The organism is Paraburkholderia sp. J69-1, assembly GCF_905220255.1.
Lineage (GTDB): Bacteria > Pseudomonadota > Gammaproteobacteria > Burkholderiales > Burkholderiaceae > Paraburkholderia.
On the sequence record NZ_CAJMZG010000010.1, the window covers coordinates 113,699 to 135,733 of the forward strand.

Here is a 22,035-nt window from a genome sequence, read left to right on the forward strand (position 1 = left end):
CGACCGATGACGGCATTTGGCGCGATGCTCGTGACGGCTCGAGGGCGCGATGCTGCGCTCGTAATGCTGGGCGCGATGGCCAGCGATGCCGTGCCGACCACAGAAGTCCGAGGTGGCGTTTTACTCGGGACGGCGATTGCCGATCTAACGGCCGCGCCGACGCTGGACGATTTCAACAATCTGCTGGCCGTGCTGCGCGCGGCCGGCGTCATCGAAACACCCAACTCGACAGTCTCTGAAATGTCGACTGACTCGAGCAATACAACCAGCGAGGAACCGAATGTTTAAGCGATTGATGACGCGATACGTGCTTATGGATGAAACGACTGGTGGCGATGCCGGCGGCGCGGGTGGTGGCGTAGCCGCAGCAGCAACCGGTTCAGACGGCGGCAATGGTGCAGCTGCAGCGGCGACGCAGGAAAGTGCGCCTTCGTTCCTCGAAACTCTCGGTGACGCTGATCTGAAAGCGTATGCCGAAAGCAAGGGTTACAAGACAGCGGCCGAAGCGATCAAGTCGTTCCGCGATACCGAAACCGCGAACGCTGCGCCGGCCAAAGCCGAAGACTACAAGCTTCCGGTGCCGGATGGTCAAAGCGACGCGCTCGCGAAGCAGGCAGCGACGTGGTTCCACGAAGCTGGCGTTTCGCAAAAAACGGCCGAAGCGCTTGTCACGAAATTCAATGCGCACGTCGCTGGGCTGAATGAAGCCGCGGTGGCAGCGCAGAAGCAGTTGGGCGAAACGCAGATGGCCGCGCTGCAGAAGGAATGGGGCAGCAACTACGACGCAAATATCGAACTCGGTCGCAAGGCGCTTCTCCAGTTCGGAGTGCCTAGGGAAGTCTCCGAGGATCTGGAGAAGGCAGTAGGCGCCGCGCAGATCCTCAAGACGTTTTCGAAGATCGGCGCGGCGTTGAGCGAAGGTGTTTTGAATGCCGCCGGTGGCGGGTCGGAAGGCGGTGGCGCTGCGCCGCTTGATCCGGATCAGGCCCGAGCGCAACGGATGTTCAAAAGCTCGGCCAAGAAAGGGTAACGCAGCCAAACCACTAAACGGAGTCGATCAAAATGACCGTCGTCGGCAACAAGAATCTCAACATCATCGACATCGCCAAGCGCCTCGACCCGGATGGTTCGACCGCGGATGTCGCCGAGCTGCTCTCGCAGACCAACGAAATCGTTCAGGACATTCCGTGGATCGAGGGCAACCTGCCGACCGGCAATCGCTCGACGATCCGCACCGGCTTGCCGGCTACCGTCTGGCGCAAGCTCTACGGCGGCGTTCCGGCCTCGAAGAGCACGACCGCGCAGGTTGATGACACGTGCGGCATGCTGAATGCGCGCAGCGAGCCGGACGTCAAGGCCGTGAACATGGCGAACGATCCGTCTGTGTTCCGCCTCGACGAAGCGAACGCCTTCATCGAGAAGATGGGGCAGGACTACTGCACCGCGCTGATCTACGGCGATACGAGCATCAACCCGGAACAGTTCTACGGTTTCGGCCCGCGCTATTCGGCAATCTCGGGTAGTGGTGTCGCGCAGAACATCATCAATGCTGGTGGCTCTGGCAGCGATAACACGTCGATCTGGCTGGTGGGTTGGGGCCGTTCGACCGTCTACGGCATCTATCCGAAAAACTCGAAGGCAGGTCTTTCGCACCAGGATCTTGGCGAGATCGATGCGTTCGACGCGAACAACAACCGCTATCGCGCGTATGCCGACCTGTTCGAATGGAACTGCGGTCTGGTAGTGAAGGACTGGCGCTATGTGGCGCGCGTCGCGAACATTGACGTGTCGGACGCGTCGGGCCAGACCGGCACGCAAAACGCGCAGCAGCTCATCAACTACATGATCGACGCGAAGAATCGCCTGCCCAATCTGCAGGGCAACGTGTCGCCGCGCTTCTATGTGAATCGGACGATCAAGAGCGCGCTCGAAAAGATGGCGCTGTCGAAATCGTTCCAGGCGCTGTCGATTTCCGAAGCGGCCGGTCAGTTCGAAACGAACTTCCTCGGCATTCCGATCCGCACGGTCGACCAGATCCTGAATACCGAATCGGTCGTCAGCTAAACCCCGAACGCGCGGATCGCGCATCAGGAGAGGTTTCATGATTCTCGATAAAACCAACGAGTTCTCGGACAGCCAGGCGGTCACCGCAACGGCTGTTTCGACGAACACCATCGACACGAACCCGGCGCAAGCCAACACGACGACCGACATTGGCGCTGGCGAGGACGTGACGCTCGTGCTGCAGGTCGACACGTCGGCCACGGCGTCTGGTGCAGCGACGGTAACCGTGACGCTGGAATCCGACACGGCGACCGATCTGTCGTCGGGTTCGAGCACTGTGCACGTGACGCTCGGGCCGTTCTCGCTTGCGCAGATGGCCGCCAAGGCGACGCTCGCCAAGGTGCGCTTGCCGTCGGGCACGTACAAGCGCTATCTCGGCGTGCGCTACACGGTCGCAACCGGTCCGCTGACGGCTGGTGCGTTCTCGGCATTCCTGGTCAAGGATGCGCAGGCGAACGCGATCTATAAGTCCGGCTACACGGTGGCTTGATAGATGCCGACCTATATCGCAAAGGAGCGCGGCCAGATCCCGGTCGACGATGCGCAACCGGCTAACCGGCCTGAAGCAACGGGTCGGCGCGTCGTTCACCGCATCGTCGAAGCCGGTGAAGTCTTCGAGTTCAACGGCAAGCCTGGGCGATGGATGGAGCGGGTTGCCAAGGGCGAGAAGGGCGTGCCCGGCCCAAAACCCTCTGGCGCGCGCGAGACGAGTACGACGACGAACGAACCCGGCGAGCAGGGATAATCAGGCGCGCCGTAACGGAGTGACCTGTGACTTCCAAGCTCATCATCGGCAACCGCGCACTCACGAAACTCGGCGAGCAGCGAATCACCAGCTTTGACGAGGATTCGAAAGCAGCAGAGACGCTGAATTCGATGTGGGACGTCGTTCTCAAGGCAGAGCTCCGGGCGAACGTCTGGAGTTTTGCCAAGGCGCGCGCGAAGCTCGCGGCTTCTTCAACCGCGCCGGCTTTTGGTTTCGCGCGTGCCTTTCCTCTTCCGACTGACTGGGTCAGGAACCTTCAGGTTGGCCCAGTCATCGTCTATCCGCGGCCCGACACGCGCGGGCTGTTCTCGGTCGAAGGTCGTTCTATCCTCACCGACCTGCCTGCCCCGCTGCACCTTCGTTATATCGCAGTGCCCGCGGATACCTCGTTGTTCGATGACCTGTTCGTCGAGGTGCTTGCATGTCGATTGGCTGCGGAATGTGCCGAGCCTATTACACAGAACTCAAGCAAGGCGCAGACGAAGTGGCAGGAATACGCGTCTGCCGTTGCTGTGGCGAAGCGCGCCAATGCGCTAGAACGCCCGTCGCAGGCTATCGCTGACGACACGTGGATGGAAGCGCGCGGCGCGGCACGGGATCACCATCACCACTGGGAAGAATGATGGACGCATCTCCGATCATGACGACGTTCGACGCGGGTGAGCTTTCGCCCTTCATGGGCGGCCGCGTCGACTTCAATAAATATGCGAATGGCTGTCAGACTCTGGAGAACTTCATTCCGGTCGTGCAAGGCCCTCTTGTGCGTCGCGGTGGCACCTGCTTTATTGGCGAGGTGAATGATAGCAATGACCGTGGCTGGCTGAAGAGCTTTACTGTTTCGGACGGCACGAATTACATGCTCGAATTCGCCGACCAGGTTATTCGCGTCTATGCAAATCGCGGTCAACTGCTTAGCGGCTCGACGCAAGTGACTATCGCGACGCCGTACGTGATCGCTGAACTTATCAGCACTGAAGGCACGTTTGCGTTGCGGTTTGCTCAGAGCGCCGACACGCTCTACATTTTCCACGAGTCGCATCAGACCCAGAAGTTGATTCGAACGAGCTCGACGACGTTCACGCTGAGTGCGGTGGACTGGGTTGCCGGTCCGTTTCAGGATCAGAACAGTGACGAGTCGGTAACCGTTACGTCTAGCGCTCAGACGGGAACGACGGTGCTGACTGCCAGTTCGTCGATATTCACGGCGGCAGACGTCGGCACAATCTTTTACCTCGAGCAAAAAGACTTTTCGGATGTCAAGCCTTGGGCGACCTATCAGGCTGTCTCCGTCGGCGATTTTCGGCGTGTCGATGAGCGAGTCTACAAGTGCACTGCAGTGGGCTCGAACAGCACGCAGGTAACTGGAGTCGAGACGCCGGTTCACACCGCTGGGTTGGCGTGGGACGGCGATGGCGAGGATCCGACGTCTACTGATGCTTATGGCTCGATCGGTGTGGAATGGGAGTATCTGCACAGCGGCTACGGTTACGTGCAAATCACATCGTTGGTGAGCGGCACGCAAGTAAGTGGCACGGTTACGAGTGGTAACCCAAATGACTCCGTCATGATCCCAGCGCAGATCCTGAGCACGGGTACGTACAAATGGCGGCGTGCATTGTTCAATTCGACCGATGGTTATCCGGCAAACGGCACGTTTTGGCGTAATCGCCTTGTGCTCGCACGGGGGCGTTGGATTGCGCTTTCGGTTTCCGCTGACTACGAAAACTTCGAGTTCAAGGAAGCTGATACCACGGTCGATGATGACGGCATGACGGAGCAGCTAAACGCACGAAGGTTGAATCAGATCGTGTGGCTTGTCGAGCAGGACAACTTGCTGGTCGGCATGAATGGCGAAGAGTGGGTCGTCGCGCCTACGTCGACGGCATCGGCCGTCAGCCCCACGAATATTCAGGCGACGCGCAACTCGAGCTACGGCTCGCGCTCGCTCGTACCGCTCGACGTTGGCGGTCTCGCGATCTTCGTGCAGAAGGCGGGCCGCAAGGTGCGTAGTTTCGACTACGACTATTCGACGAACAAATATATTTCGTCCGATACGACGAATTTGGCAGATCACATCACGCGCGGGACAGATGGCACGTACACCGGCCTGATCTCGATCGCCTATCAGCAGGAACCATATTCGGTCGTGTGGGGCGCTCGTGCTGATGGGATGCTTATCGGCATGACGTATGACCGCGAGCCGGGTGAGGCTAACGTCTATGGGTGGCACCGTCACCCAATGACCAACGGCTTCGTCGAATGCGTCGAGACGTTGCCGTCGCCGGATGGTTCGTATGACGACGTGTGGATGATCGTGCGGCGTACGATCAACGGCGTGACAAAGCGCTACATCGAATACATGGTCCGTCCGCTCCAGGACGATCAGGAAATCGAGGAATCGTTCTATGTCGACTGTGGTTTGACGTACACGGGCACGCCCAAATCCACGTTCTCAGGCCTTGATCATCTTGAAGGGCAGACGGTACAGGTTCTCGCTGACGGCGCGACGGTTCCAGACCAGACCGTGACGAACGGATCGATCACGATCCCACTGGATGCGTCGACTGTCCATGCTGGCTTGGCCGCGCCCGCGAGATTTGAAACGATGCAGATGAGCGTTCAATCGGCGGCCGGCACAGTGCAGGGCAAACAGAAGCGAATCACCGATGTCACGATTCGGTTCTATCGCTCGGTTGGCGGATTCATCGGCCCGCAGTTTGACGCGTCCAACGTGCGCAGCGGTGGTTCGGCATCGAAGATGGAGGAGATCCTGTTCCGTCGCGTGCCGGATCTTCAGGATCAGGCCGTGCCGCTTTTCACTGGCGACAAGGTGAAAGTCAAATGGCGCGGTGGATACGAGGAATCTCCATCGATCTGTTTCAAGAACGAGCAGCCGCTGCCGAGCGTGATTCTGGCGCTGATGCCCAACATGGGAATATCGCCGTCGTGATCACACTCGAGAAGCTTGATGTGCACCACGTGGTCGCCGTTGGCGCGAAGTTGCAGACGGCGCAGCAGACCACGATCCAGACGATCGACGAAGACTATGCCCGCACTCTCATCGCAAACAAGGGTGTCGCGTGGGCCGTCGTCGAAGACGGCGAGCCGATCGCGTGCGGCGGCATAGCTGAGGCGTGGACGGATCGTGCGATTGCGTGGTCGATGATTACGCCGCGCGCGTTCCGTTATTTCCCTAGGCTTCATCGGCTTGTCAAACGGGTACTCGACGAATCGCCATGGGTGCGCATTGAAATCGACGTGCGCGCAGATCACGCTGCTGGCTGCAGGTGGGCCGATCACCTCGGCTTTATCGTTGAGGGAATTCGTCGGAAATACACGCCCGATGGGGCGGACATGATTCTTTACGCAAGGGTGAAGTGATATGGCCATTCTTGGTGGTGCAGCAGCTGGCGCGGGCGCTGCTGCTGGCGCGAGTGCGGCGTCTTCTGCGGCAGCAGCGGGCGCTGCTTCTTCCGCTGCCGCCGGCGCTGGCGCCGCAAGCACGGCGGCAGCGAGTGCGGCCGCCGCGAGCGCGGCCAGCGCTGCTGCTGGATCGGCCGCTGCTGCTGGCGCAGGCGCGGCCGCTGGTGCCGGTGCTGCTGCGGGCGCTGGCGCTGCTGCAGCAGGCACGGCCGCTACGGCTGGATCGGCCGCTTCAGCTGGGACTGTGAGTGCGCTATCGACCACGCAGTTGGCATCGCTGGCGCTGTCCGCTGTCAGCAACCTGGTTTCCGGGATCTCCTCATCTAAGCAGCAGAGCGCGCAGTCGCAGCTTGCGAAGAATAACGCCGAGGTCGCGCGCGAAAACGCGCAAAACGCATTCAACGTTGGCATTCAGCGCGAAGAGCAGGTCCGCCGTAATTCAGCGCAGCAGCTGGGCGCACAATCTGCCGCGGCGGCTGAGTCGGGCTTCGTCTCGAACAGCGGCTCGATGCTGAGTACGCAGGTGCAGAGCGCCGGGCAGGCCGAGCTGGACGCGCTGCAAACGCGCTATCAGGGAATCTTGCAAGGGCAGGCATACGAGGATCAGGCTTCGAACCTCGAAAGCCAGGCAAAAGTGCTCGCGAGCAATTCGACTGATTCGCTTATCAACGGCGTGATCGGCGCGGGCACGTCGGCGCTGATGGGCTATTCGCAGTTTGCGCGCCTTGGTGCTGGCCTCAAGTCTGTTGTGGGAGCGCAATGATATGCCGGTCAGGATCCCAAACTATCAGCAGCAAACGTCGATTCAGGATGGCGCTCCGATCCCTACGGCTCCTCTTGCTGTGCCTACGAGCACGCTCGGGCAGTCCATCGGGCAGGTAGCACAGGCGGTAACGCAATATGCTGAAGCCCAGCAGATTGTCCAGAAGGATGCGGCGTCGACCGAGGCCGCGCGTGTCACTTCGCAAGTCGGGCTGCAACTGAATCAGGCGAAAAACGATGCGATTTCGAATGCACAGGCCGGCGGCTATGGCCTGACGCAGGGCTTCCAGCAATCGTTCGACAAGATCCGCACCGACACGCTGCAGGGCGTCACAGACCCATACGCGCTGAAGACGCTCAACCTGTATTTCGATCACCAGCAGGCGACCTACGGCGTGGCCATGCAGGATGCCGAGAACAACATGCGCACGAAGTACATCGCGCAGAATCTCGGCGACGCTTCTGACAACGTGACGCGCACGATTGCGCAGGATCCTACGCAATACACCGCCGCGCTCGCGCCGCTGCTCGGGACCGTCAACGGCATAGCTGGTATCGACGGCAATATGAAGCAGGCGCTCGTGACGAAATTTACGCAGGAAGCGGCCTTCGCCGCGGGTGCGCGCATATCGCAGGACAACCCGAGCGGCTTCATCAGCGCGTTCCAGACGCCCGCAGACAAGCCGATGCCGGCCGGCTACGAGTGGATGCGTAGCGTTGAGCCGCAAAAGCTCAATGTGCTGCAGAACCATGCGCAGGCACTTTGGTTGCAGCAACAGAACGCAGCAGATGCAGCCGCGCTGCAGCGCGAGAATGCTGGCGTCGATGCCTATAATCAGGCGCTATCGCTGGTCAACGACGGCAAGCAGCTTAGCCTGCCGTATCAGACGACGCTGCTCGCATCAACGAATGGCACGGCAGTTGCCGGGCAGACTCAGGAACTGATCCAACAAGCCTCGCGCAATGCCGGTTTCGCGAGCATGCCACTTCCGCAGCAGCGCGCATCGATCCAGGCTGACCAGAGCGCAGCGGCCACGCCGGGCGTGGGCACAGATCCAGCCACGGCGGCCGCCGTCGCGGCCCGCCAGAAGATCTACACGGCAAGCGTGGAGGCATACAAAACCGATCCGTGGAACGCGGCGCTCGATCGCGGCGTTATCCAACAGATCCCACAGGTGGATACCTCGAGTGTTGGTTCGCTGATGAATTCGCTTAGCGCGCGCGTGTCTGCTGCGGGCGCCGTTGAGAATGCCGCCGGGCGCCGCGTGTCTCTCCTGACGCCAGATGAGTCGACACAGGTATTCAAGCAGGTGCAGGCGTTGCCAATCGATCAAAAGGCGCAGGTGCTCGATTCACTTGGCGGCGTTTTCGGACAGGCTGCGCGCATCAATGATCTAGCTCAGCAGTGGAAAGAGAAAGATCCTGCTGTCGCGCTCGCGTTGAAGGCGGGCGCCGGCGGCGGTAACGGCAATCCTCTGATGACGATGAGCGGCGCACCGGTCAGCGCGTTCATTCTGCAGGGCGAGCAGGCGCTCAAGGACAAGACGGTCAAGGTCGACGAGGGTGCGGGGACTGGCCTGAAAGCTCAGATCGCGAACGCGATAGACGGAGCGTTGCCGCCGCAGCAGGCAGATGACGCGAAGGAAATGGCTTGGTATATCGCCGCAGGAAGCGCGGCGCGCGCGAACCGATCAGGCGGCATCCCGACTTCGGCCGATATTCAGAACGGCATCAATTCTGCAACAGGCGGCATTTCGACAACCGGAGGCTTGCGCCCGAATGGCGACGCAAACCGCGTTGCGATGCCGTATGGCTGGCACGAGGACGATTTCCAAAACTCAGTGAAGAGTGCCACAGCCGAGAACATTGAGAACACAGTGGGCGGCAAGCCGGTCGATATGGTGTATGCGAATGGGACGCCGATCCCGGTTGCGGACTTTATGGCGAAATTTCCGAGCTACCAGCTCGTGCGCGTTGGCGTGCGCGGCACATATGCCGTGTCGACCGGCTCGAAGTTCGTCACCGATTCGAGTGGCGCACCCATAAACGTGCACCTTTCGCTCGCGCAGAAGGGCGCGCAGGGAGCGCCTGTCGCAACGGCGCCGACCACCAGTTCCGATCCGACTTATACCCCAACGTTCTGAGGCTCGAATGCCGCCGATCGATGATCTTTACGCCGACTCAACGTCGGCGTTTCTTACTGGTTCGAATCAGGTCAATGTGCCGTCGCCGCCTCTTGCTTCGTCGACGTCAATCGGTTCCATCGCGCGCGCGGTGGGACGCGGTATCGGGCAGGGCGCGACATCTCTGTTCGGCGCCGCCGCTGACACGGCCGCCGGCCTGTCGCAGCTTTACGTTGATACCGACATGCTGGCCGGTAATCCGGAACTTGTGCAGCAGGCGGACGCGCATGTGAACGCCGCGCTCGCGAAGGCTAGCGCTGGCCATCTCTTCGAGTCGCGCGTGGGCACGGCCGCATACGATCTTGCGGACACCCTGAAGGCAGACCCGTCTAACACCACGACGGTTGATCAGGTTGTACAGGGCGCGGTCAGCGGCCTTACGCAGATAGTTCCGGCGGCAGTGCTCGGCGGCCCGTTTGCTGGCGCTGCGGTGGGCGGCACGGCAATCGGCATGGGCCGTGCCGAGGACCTGAAGCGACAGGGCGTCGACGTTGGCACGCGGACCGCAGCGGGTGGCGTCGAGGGCGCAATCGGCGGTGTGGGCGCCGTGCTGCCTGTCGCTGGATCTACGCTCGCGCGTACGGCAGCGCTGGTGGGTATCGGCGGCCCGGGCATGAGCATCGTGCAGGGCGCGGCAGAAAAGGCGATCCTGCGCAACGCCAACTATGACGGGCTGGCGGACCAGATCAATCCGCTTGATCCGGTGAACCTCGCTGCGTCGACGCTGGTGGCTGGCGTGTTCGGAGGTGTGCACGTGGCGCTGGGCGCCCGCGCGGCAGCTGCGGCGGCCGCTGGCCCGGGCGTACCGTTGACCGATATGAGCGTCGCCACGCGCAAGGCGTTGCCGTACAACTCGCCTGCGCTCGACGCATACGCGACGCAGGCCGCGCAGGCCGCCGGTGTGCCGCCGAGTTTCCTGTTGTTCATCAAGAACCAGGGCGAGCGCTCGAACAGTAACCAGGTGAGCAGCGCGGGCGCCAAAGGCGTAATGCAGTTCACGAAGGACACGTGGGGAGCGTACGGAAACGGCGATCCTACTGACCCGGTCAACTCGATCAACGCGGCCGCAGCATACGCGAAGGATCTGCTACAGCGCTACAACGGCGATATGCGAGCGGCGGTCACGGAATACAACGGCGGCGTCGAGCAGGCGCGCGCAGTGCAGGCGGGCGGCGCGCCGACGGCGCAGGAGACGATTGACTATCTTCACCGCTTCGATCAGTTCGCCGCGACGCATGCGATCGACAGCGCGACGTTTTCGCCCACGGGCGATCAGGTAGACGCGGCGCTCAAGGCGCAGGGCCAGCGCATCGTTGACGACGCGCACGTGTTCGGGACGCCCGACGATCTAACGTCGACCAGCGCGCACCAGGCCGCATTTGAGGCCGCCGCGCAGCAGATGGCAGCGGGCCGCTTTCCTGACGTTTCATCGTTCGTCAGTGGTGACGATGCGTCGCGCGCGAGCGCGCTCGACGGGATGATCAATGATGCCGAAGCGTCGCGCGCGGATCTCGTGCAGCAGGCTTCGCAATTAGCCGAGCGCGGCGGCGTTACCGATGCTCGCGCCGAACTGGCAAGCCTGCAGGCGACGCCTCCGGTTTCTTTCGAGTCAGATCCAAAGACGCTGACTCGCCAGATCCAGTCGACGGGCGTCAAATTCAAGGCGGCGGCGAAGCGCGCCGAGAAGCAGATCGAGGCGCAGCGTCAGGAATACGCGGACATGGTTCAAGATCATGCCGACAAGATCCAGCGTCTGCAGCAGATCATCCAGCGCAACGCCGAAGCCCAGCGCGCCAACGACGCGATTGCTGGCGTTGATCAGCAGCTTGGGAAGTTGCGCGCCGCGCGCGATCAGATCGATGTGCCTCAGACGACACGCCGGCCGCTTGCGGACTTCGTCCAGCGGCTCGCCACTGTGGAGCGTGAGCCGACGCCAGTATCTGCGGCTGAAGGTTCGATGGCGGGCGCGGCTACTTCCCCGAATGATGCTGGTGGCGCTGAGCCGCCGCTCGCGCCTGGGTTCGTTCGCCTGTACCACGGTGGCCAGGAGTTCGAAAATCCGACCGGACGCTGGGTCGCGCCGGGAGATCGACGATACGCCGAAGGCTATGCCGCGAAGTCGGGTGCAGCGGGGCACGTCTTCTATCACGATATCCCGGAAAGCGATCCCCGTCTGATGAAGACGTTTGACGACGAAGGCACGGACCAGAAAGCTCCGTATGCATTCTTCGAGTTGCGTGACGCTGAAGCGGCGGGGATGCGTCGTCTCGACGACGGCGCGGCACGCACCGATGGCCGAGAGGTGATTACTCGTGCGTCGCTGGCCGAGAATGGGTCGGTGAACTTGCGTAAGGCTGCAGCAGCGATTGAGCAGCGCGTGCGCGCAGCATTGCTCGAAGGGCGTGACGTGACATTGAGCAGCGAGGGAGCGCTGCATCGCATCGTCGGATTTGAAAAGGGGATGGTCGACTCCGCTGGCAAAAACTGGACGGCGATGGATCTTCTACGGCCGCCGCGCGACGGCGAAGCACCGAGTCTGGAGATCGGCGCCCCGCCTGACGCCGCACCTGCAACTGGCTCGGTCGTTGAATCGAACCTGCGCAAGTCCGCCGCCGAAAACCCTGATCGACGTGTCACGCTCGACGCGCCTGTTGAGGGTAGCGACTTTTCTTCCGCGAACCCGCGCACTGCGGCGTTTGACGGTCCGCTACAGGATGCGCTCGATCTCATTGATCGCGAGCACTCTGAGACTGTTTCGGGCGCGAACCTGTTCCGCGTGGCCGCACAGTGCTTCCTTTCGCTTGGGGGTTGATCCATGCACGACAAATGTGCGCAGGCCGTTTCGCAGGCTGCAAACCGGAAATTGACGAAGGCCGAACTGGACGGTATCGAGAACCGCGTGCGCGCTGGCATGCGCGTCGTGCGCAATCGCGACGTTGACGCCTGGGGCGCGATGACGCTCGCGCAGCGCATCAACGCTGGAGCCGAGTGGGCGCAGCAGCAGTTGCAACATGAGGCAGATCTCGCCCGTCAGCGCAAGCTATTGCAGCTTTCCAAGCAGGTTGAGACCGACGATCGTATCGATCGCGCTGTATTCGCCGATCCGAAGAAAGCGTTCGAAAAGGGCGCTCGTGAGCGCGAGGTAAAAAAGGACATCGAACAGACGTACGTGCTCGTGAACGCGACGAAGGCGGATTACATGCGTCGCACGATGGGTGCGATCGAGGGCATGAAACACGGGCAAAACTGGCTTGCGCGAGCGTTCGACGTCGACAACCCGGCGATGGAGCGCGACATCGTGCGCGAGATTTATGATCCTGGCTCTACCGGCAACGATGTGGCGAAAGGCGCGGCCGAAGAGATCACGAAGACGAACGAGGCGCTGCGCACGCGCTTCAACACGGCTGGCGGCAACGTAGGCCGCGTTGGCTACGGATACGCGCCGATCAAGCACAGCCAGATCAAGGTGCTGGGTGACGGCTCGGATGTGCAGCGCGCCCGTTGGGCGCAGTTCGTTTTTCCTTTACTCGACCGCACGCAGTTCCTGAATGACTACGGCGATCCGATGACTGATGCGGAAGTCATGCGCATGCTGACTGGCGAAGAGCGCGGCCCGTGGCAGCAGGCGCGCACGGCCGCAGACGGCAAGAAGGTTGAGTCACGCAAGCCAGGCATCTGGGACGAAATTTCGGGAACTGTGCCGAGCGATCTGAACGCGTCGCGGAATGTCGTTGGCGCGCGGGCTAACGCAAATTCGCAGCACCGCGTCTTGCACTTTCTCGACGCGGAGTCGCACATGGCCTACAACGCCGCCTATGGCGAAGGCACGATGCTTGACGCGATGTATGGCCACATCAACGTGATGTCGAAGAACGTCGTGCTTACCGAACGCTATGGGCCGAACGCCACGCGTACCATCCTGGGGCAGATCGAGCGCACGACCGAGCACGACGGCACGCCAATGCGCAAACTCGAAAAGGGCCCGACGTCGATCGGAGCCTATTGGGATTACGTCAACGGCGTGACGAATACGCCGGTGGATCCGACGCTCGCGCGTAACTTCGCGACAGTGCGCACGGCAGTTACCGCGATGAAGCTGCAAAGCACCGTGCTCGCCGCGCTTGGCGATGTCGGCTCGATGTTCGTCACCGCCCACTACAACAAGTTGCCGTTCTTTCAGACGCTCGGCACGGCCGCGCGTCTGATGGCGCCCGGGTCGGGAGAATTGCGTGACTGGCTGTCGACGCAGGGCATCATTGCCGAAGAGCTCGAGCACGGCATGACGCGCTGGGGAATGGACAATCTAAGCCAGAGCTGGTCGCGCAACCTTGCCGCGTCAACGATGAAGTTCGGCGGCGTGACGGGCTGGACGGACGCAATGCGCTCGGGATTTCAGGCCACGATGATGCGCGGGCTGGCGGGCATCGCCGAGAAGCCTTGGGCAGACCTGACCGAATGGGATCGCCGAACGTTGTCGCGCGCTGGCATCACCGATTCAGATTGGGCTGTCGTGAATGGGGCCGAGATGGCCGAGTTCGGTGGCAACCGGTATCTCACGCCCGACTCGATCTATTCGTCAGGGCACCCTGACGCGCAAAATGTGGTGCCCAAAATCCTCGGCATGATTCGCGAGGAGGGCGAGTTCGCAGTTCTTAATCCTGACCTGACCGCAAAGGTGATCAACGCAGGTTCAACGGGCACCTGGCACGGCGAACTGCAGCGCACATTCATGCAGTTCAAGACGTTCCCTATCGCGATGATCACACGGCATTGGGGGCGCCTCGCAGAGATGCGACGCACGGGAGATTTCCGCGTCGAAGGTGCGCCCGCTCTCGCGAATCCGCTGGCCTATGGCGCGGCGCTCGTCGTGAGCACGACGATCATGGGGGCGATCGCGACGCAGATAAAAGATATGTTGTCCGGTAAAGATCCCGAGCCGATGGTCGGGAATCCCGGGAAGGCGGCTTCGTTCTGGATGCGAGCGTTCACTCTTGGAGGTGGCGCAGGTTTCATGGGCGATCTCGTGAACAACCTGTTTTCCAGCGACCAGTACGGCGAGTTCGCAGCAAATCTTGTTGGCGGTCCGGTTGTGTCGACAGCAATTCAACCTTTACTTGCGATCAAACGCAACCTGGGCGATTACTACAGCGGCAAAGAAACGCACTTCGGTGCTGATCTCATGAAGACCGTGCAAAGCAATCTGCCGATCGTCAATCTCTGGTACTGGAAGACCGTTTGGAATCGCCTGATCTGGGACAACATAGCCGAGAACCTTTCGCCTGGGGTAACGCAACGGAACATTCGGAGATCTAACCAGCAATATGGAAATGATTACTGGTGGTCACCAGCTACGTTGTCCCCGCAACGTTCTCCAAACCTAGCAACGGCTGCTGGCGGATAGCAGGAAAGTGCGAACGTAAACCGAAATCATTGGCGCATCTCTAGACAGGTGCGCCAATGACGGTCGAATCTTCCACTCAGGACGTGACGTATCAAACGGATGGCGTGACGCTCGAATACGCGATCCCTGTTTATTTTCTCGACGATGCGCACATCTACGCCGACTTCATCGACGGTGCGGAAAACGTCGTGCCTCTTGTTTTCGGCACAGACTTTTCTCTTTCCGGTGCGGGCGACGAGGATGGTGGCGTTCTGACGCTCGCGGTGGCCAAAGCAACTGGCTACAAGCTCCACATTTACCGGATCGTGCCGGTAACGCAAGAGTCGGCCTATCAGCAAAACAGCGCATTTCCTGCAAAGACGACGGAGACCGCGCTCGACAAATTGACGATGATCTGCCAGCAGATCGCCGCTGCCATCATCAACTCTATCCGTTACCCGCTCAGCGAATATGGTACAGACGGCACGCTTCCGATCGCATCTGAGCGAGCTAATACGGTCCTTGGCTTTGACAATCTCGGTGGTCAGACGCTGTTGCCAATGCCGGCTAGCGTCGGCGCTGGCGATCTGCGTATTGAGGAGTGGGAAGACGGCGTCGACTATACGTCTGGCACCTCGACGTCCGTTACGCTATCGCGCGCGTATGGCACGAAAGCCAACCTCGGGCCGGTCGTCATGCAGGGCATCACGCAGGATCCTGACAGCTATACGCTCGACGACACGACGCTGCGGTTCGATGCGCCTATTCCGCAAGGCATCGGGAAAATCTGGTGTCTTGGCGGCACGACTTTGTCTATTTACGTGCCGGCCAATAATTCCGTTGGTCCTGATCAGGTTGAGCCAAATTCTCTTGGCGCTGAGTCGATCGCGCCGTATTCGCTAGGCCTTGGTCAGTTGGCGTGGGGCAAGATTCTCCACCTCAACCGCGACAGCATCGCTGATTTGAAGCTCGTCGATAGCACGAAGATCAAACGCGTTTTTGTGAGTGGCTTCTACAACGCGGGCGACGGCGGTGGTGGCGAATACATTCTCAGCGACACCGACACGACGTCGACGGAAGTGCCTGGCATCATCGTTGTGGGCGCCGACGGCGGCCGGTGGTATCTGAACTACCACCACGACACGATTGACATCCGGCAGGCTGGCGCGCGCGTGAACGCGTATGCAACGCTCGCGAATCCGATTAACGGCACGACGGTTCCAGTTGATGACTCGACCGCAGTGCAGGCGGTTATCAACTTCCTTGAATCGAAGTACGGCGGCATCGTTCATTTCCCGCGTGGTGGCACGCTGATCAATGCTGGCATTACCGTGCACTACGGCGGCATCACGCTGAAGGGTTCTGGCTGGCAGGAATACGACAGTATTCAGGGCTCCAACTCGAAGCCGGGCGCGCGCTCCAGCTACATCGTCACGACTGTATCGAATGGCCCGACCGGTGCGAGCACGGTCACGTTCGCGAACACAATTGAGCACGCGACGATTCGAGATCTTGCTTTCCAGCAAACCCAGCCGACCGATGCTTCCGGTTGGACGCCGACTGTCTACCCGCCAACGATCATTGTTCAGGGCGCATCGTATTCCGCTGGCGCGGTGCTGATGGAGAACCTGTTCTGCTGGAATTGCTACAAGTTCATCGAGATCGGATCGGTAGGCAATTTCAGCGGTCGCGTCACCATGAAGCACATTTGGGGTGACCCGATCTTCGTCGGCATCAACATGATCGCTTCGTCTGACACGATCGTGATCGATGACGTGCACTTCTGGCTGTTCTCGCTTGGCACCTACGGTCAGGCATGGACACAGGCAAATGGGCAAGGGATATCTGCGATTCGAAGCGACAACTTCATCGCGAACAACATTTTCCTGTGGGGACGCCAGATCGGCATCGTGTTTGGCTCGTCTACCGACGGCTCAACTCAGCATTTCCAGCTTTCGAACATCGGCCTCGATAGCGTAAATATCGGCCTGCTTTTCAACGAGACGAGCGGCGCGTGCGATGGTCAGGTCACAAACCTGTATCACCAAGGTTCGGTCATCGGGACTACCGCCAACTCTGGCTGGAATGGCATCACGGCAAACAACGTCAACAACCTGACGATGGACATTGCCAACTATCGCACGACGTTCGCGGGCGGATGCGGCATCTACATGACGAGCACAGGTTCTGCCGATATCGCCGTCACGAATCTCTGGCTCCAGAACTGGAACCAGTCGAATTCAGGTGCGGTGGGACTTTACGTGGGCACGAACTGCACGCTTACGGTAGGCGGTCGTCTGCGTTCGTCCGGCGGCGGCACGGGCGCGGTTGAAGGTGGGCCTGGCACGTACAACGCTGGCCATACGAATTGACACGAGGTGAACATGCGCACGTTTAAGACATTCCTATTCGGCGTACTCAGTGCGATTGCGATCGCCTGCAGCGGCGCCACGCTCAATCCAATTCAGCTTCTGAGCCCAGCAGGGTCGACATCTGGGCAAGCAATCATCTCGACGGGCGCCAGCACCGCCCCTGTGTGGGGTGCCGTGCCGCTCACGGGCATCACAGGCACGCTTGCGATCGCCAATGGCGGTACCGGCGCGACGACGCAAACCGCAGCGCTTGCGAATCTGCTTGGGTCATCGACGGTTCCACTCGCGAATGGCGGGACTGGTGCAAGCACGGCCGCGACCGCGCGCACGAATCTCGGGCTTGGTACTGCAGCGACGCAAACAGTGGGCACGAGCGGCGCCACGGTTCCGCTGTTGAGCACGGCGAATACGTGGACGCTTGGACAAGCGTTCACGGTGCGGCCGACGTTCAACAGTGCGACGCCATGGGATAGCGCCAATCTTGCGAGCCCGGCGTCGACCACCAGCACGCTGGCGCAGTTCGCGAGTACCACGTCGAGTCAGCTAGCGGGCGTCCTGTCCGATGAGACTGGAACTGGTAGCGCAGTATTCTCTGCGTCGCCCACGTTCACGGGTACGGTTACGACCGCCGCACTCACGGCAACTGGCATCGTCACGCCGTCGACGACAAGCGGTATCAAGGGCACGACGGCAGCCGATAGTGCGAACGCTGGCAGCGTCGGTGAGCTGTTGACGGCCACGACTTCCAGCACGTCGATGACAACGGCCACCATCGCTGCTTGCACTTCTGTGTCGCTAACGGCTGGTGATTGGGATGTGCAAGCAACGATTACTTTCCTTCCTGCTGGGACAACATCGATCTCGCAAGCCCTGGCAGGTGTCAGCACGTCGGCAACCGTAGTAGGCGCGCTCGGCACCTACACGCAGATCGGCGGGTCACTCGGGACTGGCGCAGCACAGACCATCGCTACGCCAACCGTTCGCGTGAATATCAGTGCGACTACCACCTATTACGCGGTTGCGCAGCCAGTTTTTGCGACCAGCACGCTTACCTGCAATGGATTCATTAGAGCGCGCCGAGTGCGGTAACTCAAATCTGAGATAGAAGAAAAACTCTGGGCCGGGGGAAGGATGGGTGAGCAAATGGTCGTCACCGACTCGACGTTAGCGATGCTGCTGGAGCGAGTGAACAACTCACTTGATGGGCAGCAGAAAATCGAAGGCAAGCTCGAATTGATGATGCAGATGCAGCTCACTCTGGCGTCTCAACAAGAGCAGATCAAATCGCTTCAGGTTGGCCAGCAACGGCTTTTCGAGAAGTCCGACGACGTCGATGACCGGATTGATGAGCTTCGAGAGGAGGACATCAAGCCGTTGCGCGACGACATGATCGGCAACCGACGCGCGATTCGCGTGCTTGGCGTCGTCGGGTCGTTGATCGTTGCAGCGTCGGGCACGCTGTATTCGCAGTGGCGTCCCTGGCAGTCCGATTTGCAGGCGGCGCGGCAAGCGCGCGACGACCAACTGGCGAAGTATTCGCAGGACGTCGGCAAGGAGCTGCAATCAGACGACAGGCGGTTGACGGTGCTTGAGTTTCGAGCCAACAACGTGGACAGCAAGTCCAGCAAGTAAGGGAGCATCGTGAGTGAACAGCCTAAAACTGGAGTTGGTCGAGGACTGGCGCGAGTTCTGGAAATGGTCGTCGATGCGCTGGCAGGCCTTTGTGGCCGTGCTAGCACTTCTGATCGGTCATCTGGTGGGGCTGCTTCAGCACCTGCCGGACCTGCTGGTGTGGGTGCAGGCGAACTGGCCAGACCTGCTGCCGATCCTTCAGCACTTTTTCCCATCGGCAACGCAGGCGGACTGGATCGCGATAGCCAATATCGTGGCGATGTTGCTGCGCGTGACCAAACGTCAAGCGCGCGCGCAATGAGCAAGCCGCCGGTTATCACGACGCCCGCGCAATTCATCGCGCAGATCGGGCCCGCTGCCCAGGCGAGCATGGCTCAAACGAAGATCCCGGCCAGTTTCACGGTTGCACAGGCCGCGCTCGAGTCCTCGTGGGGTGCGCGCTGCCCGGGCTTCAATCTATTCGGTATCAAGGCAGACAGCAGTTGGGTGGGCCCGGTGACGACGCAGCGCACCGCGGAAGTAGTGAATGGCAAGCGGATCGTCATCAACGCGGCCTTTCGCGCCTACCCGGACTGGCTCGGTTCGATCGCTGATCACGCGAAGTTCCTGACCGGCAATCCGCGCTACGCCGCAGCGTTTCACTGCACGACCGGGCCTGAGTTCGCCGACGCGGTGGCCGCCGCTGGGTATGCCACCGATCCGAATTACGCCGCGAAGCTGAAGTCGATCATCGCGGCTCGCAGTCTCGAATCACTCGACAAGGTGTAGGTATGGCGTGGCTCACGTACTTCGGCTATTTCAACGCGGCGTGGACCGCGATCAAGACCGTGCTCGGCTGGTGCGGGATCAAGTTCGGCGATGACGCGAAGGCGCCGGACGAGAACACCCAGGCTGTTGAGGTCGCCAACAAGGCCGGTGCACTGTCGGCCAGCGAAGCGCGCGACACGCGCGCGCAAACCGAAAAGGAGCTATCCGCCAATGCTGCGCAAACTGATGTTGATGCTGCCGCTGTGCGTGATGCTGGCAGCCTGTCCGACGGCTCCGACGAAGTCAATCGCGCCATCGCTCGCTCCCGTGCACACCCTGATTCCGAGCGTTGATTGCGGCGAGGACAGACCCGATGCTCAGCTTCCTGACTACCCTGCGGGCCCGTCTGTTCGGCGCGCGGACATCGCATCCATGTCCGTCGACCAACTCCGGGCCACTGCCTTCCAGCTCTACGACTTCTCAACTTCCCAGCAACTCTGGGGCGTCCACGCCGTCGGCGTCGTCGAGGACGAATCCACCCTACGCCGAGCAACCCGAAAATGCCTCGGCGGCCTCCGCGCCCGCGGCCTCATCAACTGAAAAGGAAATGGCAATGCTCACGCTCACCGAAATCGCAGCCGCAATCACCAAGACCGAGACCATCGTCGAAACCGCAATCAGCGCTGTCGGCGCTGCGATCACGGCGGCGTCCAGCATCGTTACCTCGGTCAAGACGCTCGTGACGTACATCCCGTCGCTGATGCAGACGTTCGAAAATGCCTACGCGGCCGTCGGCCAATCAGACAACGGCGCGGGCAAGTTGGCAGGTGTGCTGGCCGCGCTCGAAGCCGTCGCGGCGAAAGTTGCTGCCGACTGGAACGACACCATCAAGTCGATCATCTCGAACATCATCGCGCAGGCCAAGGCGGCCTATAACGCGGTTGCCTCGATCGGCTCAGCTGCTGCGGCTACGACCGCATAAGTCTCCTCGCGCGCCGATGCGTGTTCGGCGCTTTACAGCCCACGCTCTGTAATTTCCATTTACAGGCCGTGGGCTGTTTTTTTGCATCGATGTTTAGTGCGTGGCGTTTCTTTCGTCGACCAGCTTCTTGCGGAGCTCAAGGCGAGCAACGAGTTCGTGACGGTCGAAGCCAGCGACCAGATTGTTGAAACGGTTCTTCAGGATGTGCGCGTGGCAGATCGCGTGGATTGCATTGGGCGCGGTGAAGTCGACATAGTCGGGCCCATCGATCGCGAAAAGGTACGGGAACACGTCGAGAATGCGTTCGCGGAATTCCGGAATCGAGAGGCGCCGGAACATGTTCAGGCACCAGTGGTTCATCTCCATGTAAGCGATCGGCTTCAAATCACCCAGGAGCGCGCGGCCGCCGCCCAGCACTTCCAGCTCGAAGCCTTCCACGTCGATCTTGACCAGGTCCAGACTGTTGATGCCGATATCGCGCGCGACGTCGTCGAGGCGACGTACAGGGATTTCTTTGGTGAAGTGGTGCCCGTCGTTGACGGTGTAGGCGTCGGCGACGAACGCGCCAGCGAGGAAGTTCTCGCTGCCCTGCATCTTGATCGTGCCTTCTTCAGACCCGAGCGCGAAATTGAACGAGGTGACGTTTTCACGGGCCGCGATGTTTTTCGACAGGTAGTCGAACGTCACCGGGATCGGTTCGACGGCGATGACCTTCGAGCAGTATTGGGAGAGTGCCAGTGCGGTGAGGCCGATGTTCGCCCCGACATCCAGCGCCACGGCACCATGCTCGCGCGATAGGGCGCGCAGAGTCGCGGTGGTATCCGGCTCGAAACAGTCGCCTTTGGCGGCCAGATAGCCCTTGTCGCCAGCGATGTCGTAGGTGCGCTCCCAGATCTGCATGCGCTTCGTGTCTACTCGGGCTGCCGCGCCTCCGGCGACAGTGGTGTTTTCAAGCACGGCTTCGTGGTTCATGTCGTATCCTCGGTTTATTCTGGTGATTTATTGCTTGAATATCCCTAACGTCAGCATCAATATCCGTTTTATGCGTAACGGATTATTCTTATGAATAATTCTTTCGCATTGTAACCGTTGAATTCAAAGGTCACTCGGAAGTGGAGTACAGGCCAAACCCTGTATTCTGCGAATATTCCTGACAGGAATATTTTCGATGCAGTAATTTCCTGAAAACTACTGTACGTATACACAGTTCCGTGTGGGTCGTCCGCGCTCGCGATCTGTCTAATACAGAAATAAGGAAGTCGGTGGAATGCGGGTTCTAGCTGCTTAAAAAATATGCAAGCATTAGACGGGTTTTCGCGAGAGGCAATGTGGTCGCGCCTGAGCGGCGAGCGAAACCCCGCATGGGGTGCAGGTGGTCGGAGGTTCAAATCCTCTCGCCCCGACCAGAATAGAACCCGCACGGTGTCAAAACCGTGCGGGTTTTTGCATTTGCGCGCGTAAAAAACGCGATGCGATCGTCGACCTCTCATCGCCCCTCAACAAATTCCACGCCTCTGCGCGATCTCGCTTGATGTCACATGCCTTCGCGCTCAAGTGCAGGCGGATATCCAATCGTTAACCTTTTACATTCAAAGCGTTAGCATCGCCTACGCGCAGAATGACTGCGCAAGATCCGGCTGTTAGTTTTTCTCACATATCGATGAGAATCATTCGTTATGAGAGACGCGCCGCGCCCCTTACGATGTGCGCATATCCGCCGGTGC

General features: G+C 60.4%; 20 protein-coding genes. 19 read left to right on the plus strand and 1 reads right to left on the minus strand.

Annotated elements, in window-relative coordinates; genetic code table 11:
* The first annotated feature begins 6 nt into the window (after nucleotides 1-6).
* The 19 genes from U5A67_RS19720 to U5A67_RS19810 all read left to right on the plus strand — a co-directional run bounded on the left by U5A67_RS19720 (nucleotide 7) and on the right by U5A67_RS19810 (nucleotide 20,311).
* Nucleotides 7-288, plus strand: a complete 282-nt coding sequence (locus tag U5A67_RS19720) for a hypothetical protein (protein WP_321814585.1) — start codon at nucleotides 7-9, stop codon at nucleotides 286-288.
* A 25-nt stretch (nucleotides 289-313) separates the two neighbouring features.
* Complete coding sequence (locus U5A67_RS19725) at nucleotides 314-1,030, plus strand: hypothetical protein (RefSeq protein WP_321814584.1); 717 nt, start codon at nucleotides 314-316, stop codon at nucleotides 1,028-1,030.
* A 32-nt stretch (nucleotides 1,031-1,062) separates the two neighbouring features.
* The gene (locus U5A67_RS19730) at nucleotides 1,063-2,064 is read left to right on the plus strand and encodes a major capsid protein (protein WP_321814583.1); all 1,002 of its coding nucleotides are present in this window, start codon (nucleotides 1,063-1,065) and stop codon (nucleotides 2,062-2,064) included.
* A 37-nt stretch (nucleotides 2,065-2,101) separates the two neighbouring features.
* Nucleotides 2,102-2,554, plus strand: coding sequence for a Bbp16 family capsid cement protein (locus tag U5A67_RS19735; protein ID WP_321814582.1), 453 nt, complete (start codon nucleotides 2,102-2,104; stop codon nucleotides 2,552-2,554).
* A gap of 3 nt (nucleotides 2,555-2,557) precedes the next feature.
* The gene (locus U5A67_RS19740; RefSeq protein ID WP_321814581.1) at nucleotides 2,558-2,809 is read left to right on the plus strand and encodes a hypothetical protein; all 252 of its coding nucleotides are present in this window, start codon (nucleotides 2,558-2,560) and stop codon (nucleotides 2,807-2,809) included.
* Nucleotides 2,810-2,835: 26 nt separating this feature from the next.
* The gene (locus U5A67_RS19745) at nucleotides 2,836-3,453 is read left to right on the plus strand and encodes a hypothetical protein (RefSeq protein ID WP_321814580.1); all 618 of its coding nucleotides are present in this window, start codon (nucleotides 2,836-2,838) and stop codon (nucleotides 3,451-3,453) included.
* 17 nt (nucleotides 3,454-3,470) lie between these two features.
* Entirely contained in the window at nucleotides 3,471-5,780 is a 2,310-nt protein-coding gene (locus U5A67_RS19750) for a hypothetical protein (RefSeq protein WP_321814579.1), read from the plus strand.
* Nucleotides 5,777-6,211 carry a GNAT family acetyltransferase gene (locus U5A67_RS19755; protein ID WP_321814578.1) on the plus strand — a complete coding sequence of 145 codons (435 nt, stop codon included), beginning with the start codon at nucleotides 5,777-5,779 and terminating at the stop codon, nucleotides 6,209-6,211. The genes U5A67_RS19750 and U5A67_RS19755 overlap by 4 nt, the downstream gene beginning before the upstream one ends.
* A gap of 1 nt (nucleotide 6,212) precedes the next feature.
* A complete protein-coding gene (locus U5A67_RS19760) occupies nucleotides 6,213-7,016 on the plus strand; it encodes a hypothetical protein (RefSeq protein WP_321814577.1) in 804 nt (267 codons plus the stop codon).
* A 1-nt stretch (nucleotide 7,017) separates the two neighbouring features.
* On the plus strand, nucleotides 7,018-9,159 hold the full coding sequence (locus tag U5A67_RS19765) for a hypothetical protein (protein ID WP_321814576.1): 2,142 nt from the start codon (nucleotides 7,018-7,020) through the stop codon (nucleotides 9,157-9,159).
* Nucleotides 9,160-9,289: 130 nt separating this feature from the next.
* Complete coding sequence (locus U5A67_RS19770) at nucleotides 9,290-12,010, plus strand: transglycosylase SLT domain-containing protein (RefSeq protein ID WP_321814575.1); 2,721 nt, start codon at nucleotides 9,290-9,292, stop codon at nucleotides 12,008-12,010.
* Between the two features lie 3 nt (nucleotides 12,011-12,013).
* Complete coding sequence (locus U5A67_RS19775; protein WP_321814574.1) at nucleotides 12,014-14,599, plus strand: hypothetical protein; 2,586 nt, start codon at nucleotides 12,014-12,016, stop codon at nucleotides 14,597-14,599.
* Nucleotides 14,600-14,655: 56 nt separating this feature from the next.
* Nucleotides 14,656-16,950, plus strand: a complete 2,295-nt coding sequence (locus U5A67_RS19780) for a hypothetical protein (protein ID WP_321814573.1) — start codon at nucleotides 14,656-14,658, stop codon at nucleotides 16,948-16,950.
* Between the two features lie 12 nt (nucleotides 16,951-16,962).
* Nucleotides 16,963-18,039 (plus strand): hypothetical protein, encoded by a 1,077-nt coding sequence (locus U5A67_RS19785; protein WP_321814572.1) that lies wholly within the window; start codon nucleotides 16,963-16,965, stop codon nucleotides 18,037-18,039.
* A 54-nt stretch (nucleotides 18,040-18,093) separates the two neighbouring features.
* Complete coding sequence (locus U5A67_RS19790; protein WP_321814571.1) at nucleotides 18,094-18,582, plus strand: hypothetical protein; 489 nt, start codon at nucleotides 18,094-18,096, stop codon at nucleotides 18,580-18,582.
* 13 nt (nucleotides 18,583-18,595) lie between these two features.
* Nucleotides 18,596-18,883: a hypothetical protein gene (locus tag U5A67_RS19795; RefSeq protein WP_321814570.1), complete on the plus strand. Its 288-nt coding sequence runs from the start codon at nucleotides 18,596-18,598 to the stop codon at nucleotides 18,881-18,883.
* On the plus strand, nucleotides 18,880-19,350 hold the full coding sequence (locus tag U5A67_RS19800) for a glycoside hydrolase family 73 protein (protein WP_321814569.1): 471 nt from the start codon (nucleotides 18,880-18,882) through the stop codon (nucleotides 19,348-19,350). Before U5A67_RS19795 ends, U5A67_RS19800 begins: the two co-directional genes overlap by 4 nt.
* 2 nt (nucleotides 19,351-19,352) lie before the next feature.
* Nucleotides 19,353-19,682, plus strand: coding sequence for a hypothetical protein (locus U5A67_RS19805; protein ID WP_321814568.1), 330 nt, complete (start codon nucleotides 19,353-19,355; stop codon nucleotides 19,680-19,682).
* Nucleotides 19,683-19,702: 20 nt separating this feature from the next.
* Nucleotides 19,703-20,311, plus strand: coding sequence for a hypothetical protein (locus U5A67_RS19810; RefSeq protein WP_321959736.1), 609 nt, complete (start codon nucleotides 19,703-19,705; stop codon nucleotides 20,309-20,311).
* A gap of 93 nt (nucleotides 20,312-20,404) precedes the next feature.
* On the opposite strand, the gene U5A67_RS19815 is transcribed toward U5A67_RS19810, so the two are convergent.
* Nucleotides 20,405-21,283, minus strand: a complete 879-nt coding sequence (locus tag U5A67_RS19815) for an FkbM family methyltransferase (protein ID WP_321814565.1) — start codon at nucleotides 21,281-21,283, stop codon at nucleotides 20,405-20,407.
* Nucleotides 21,284-22,035: the final 752 nt, after the last annotated feature.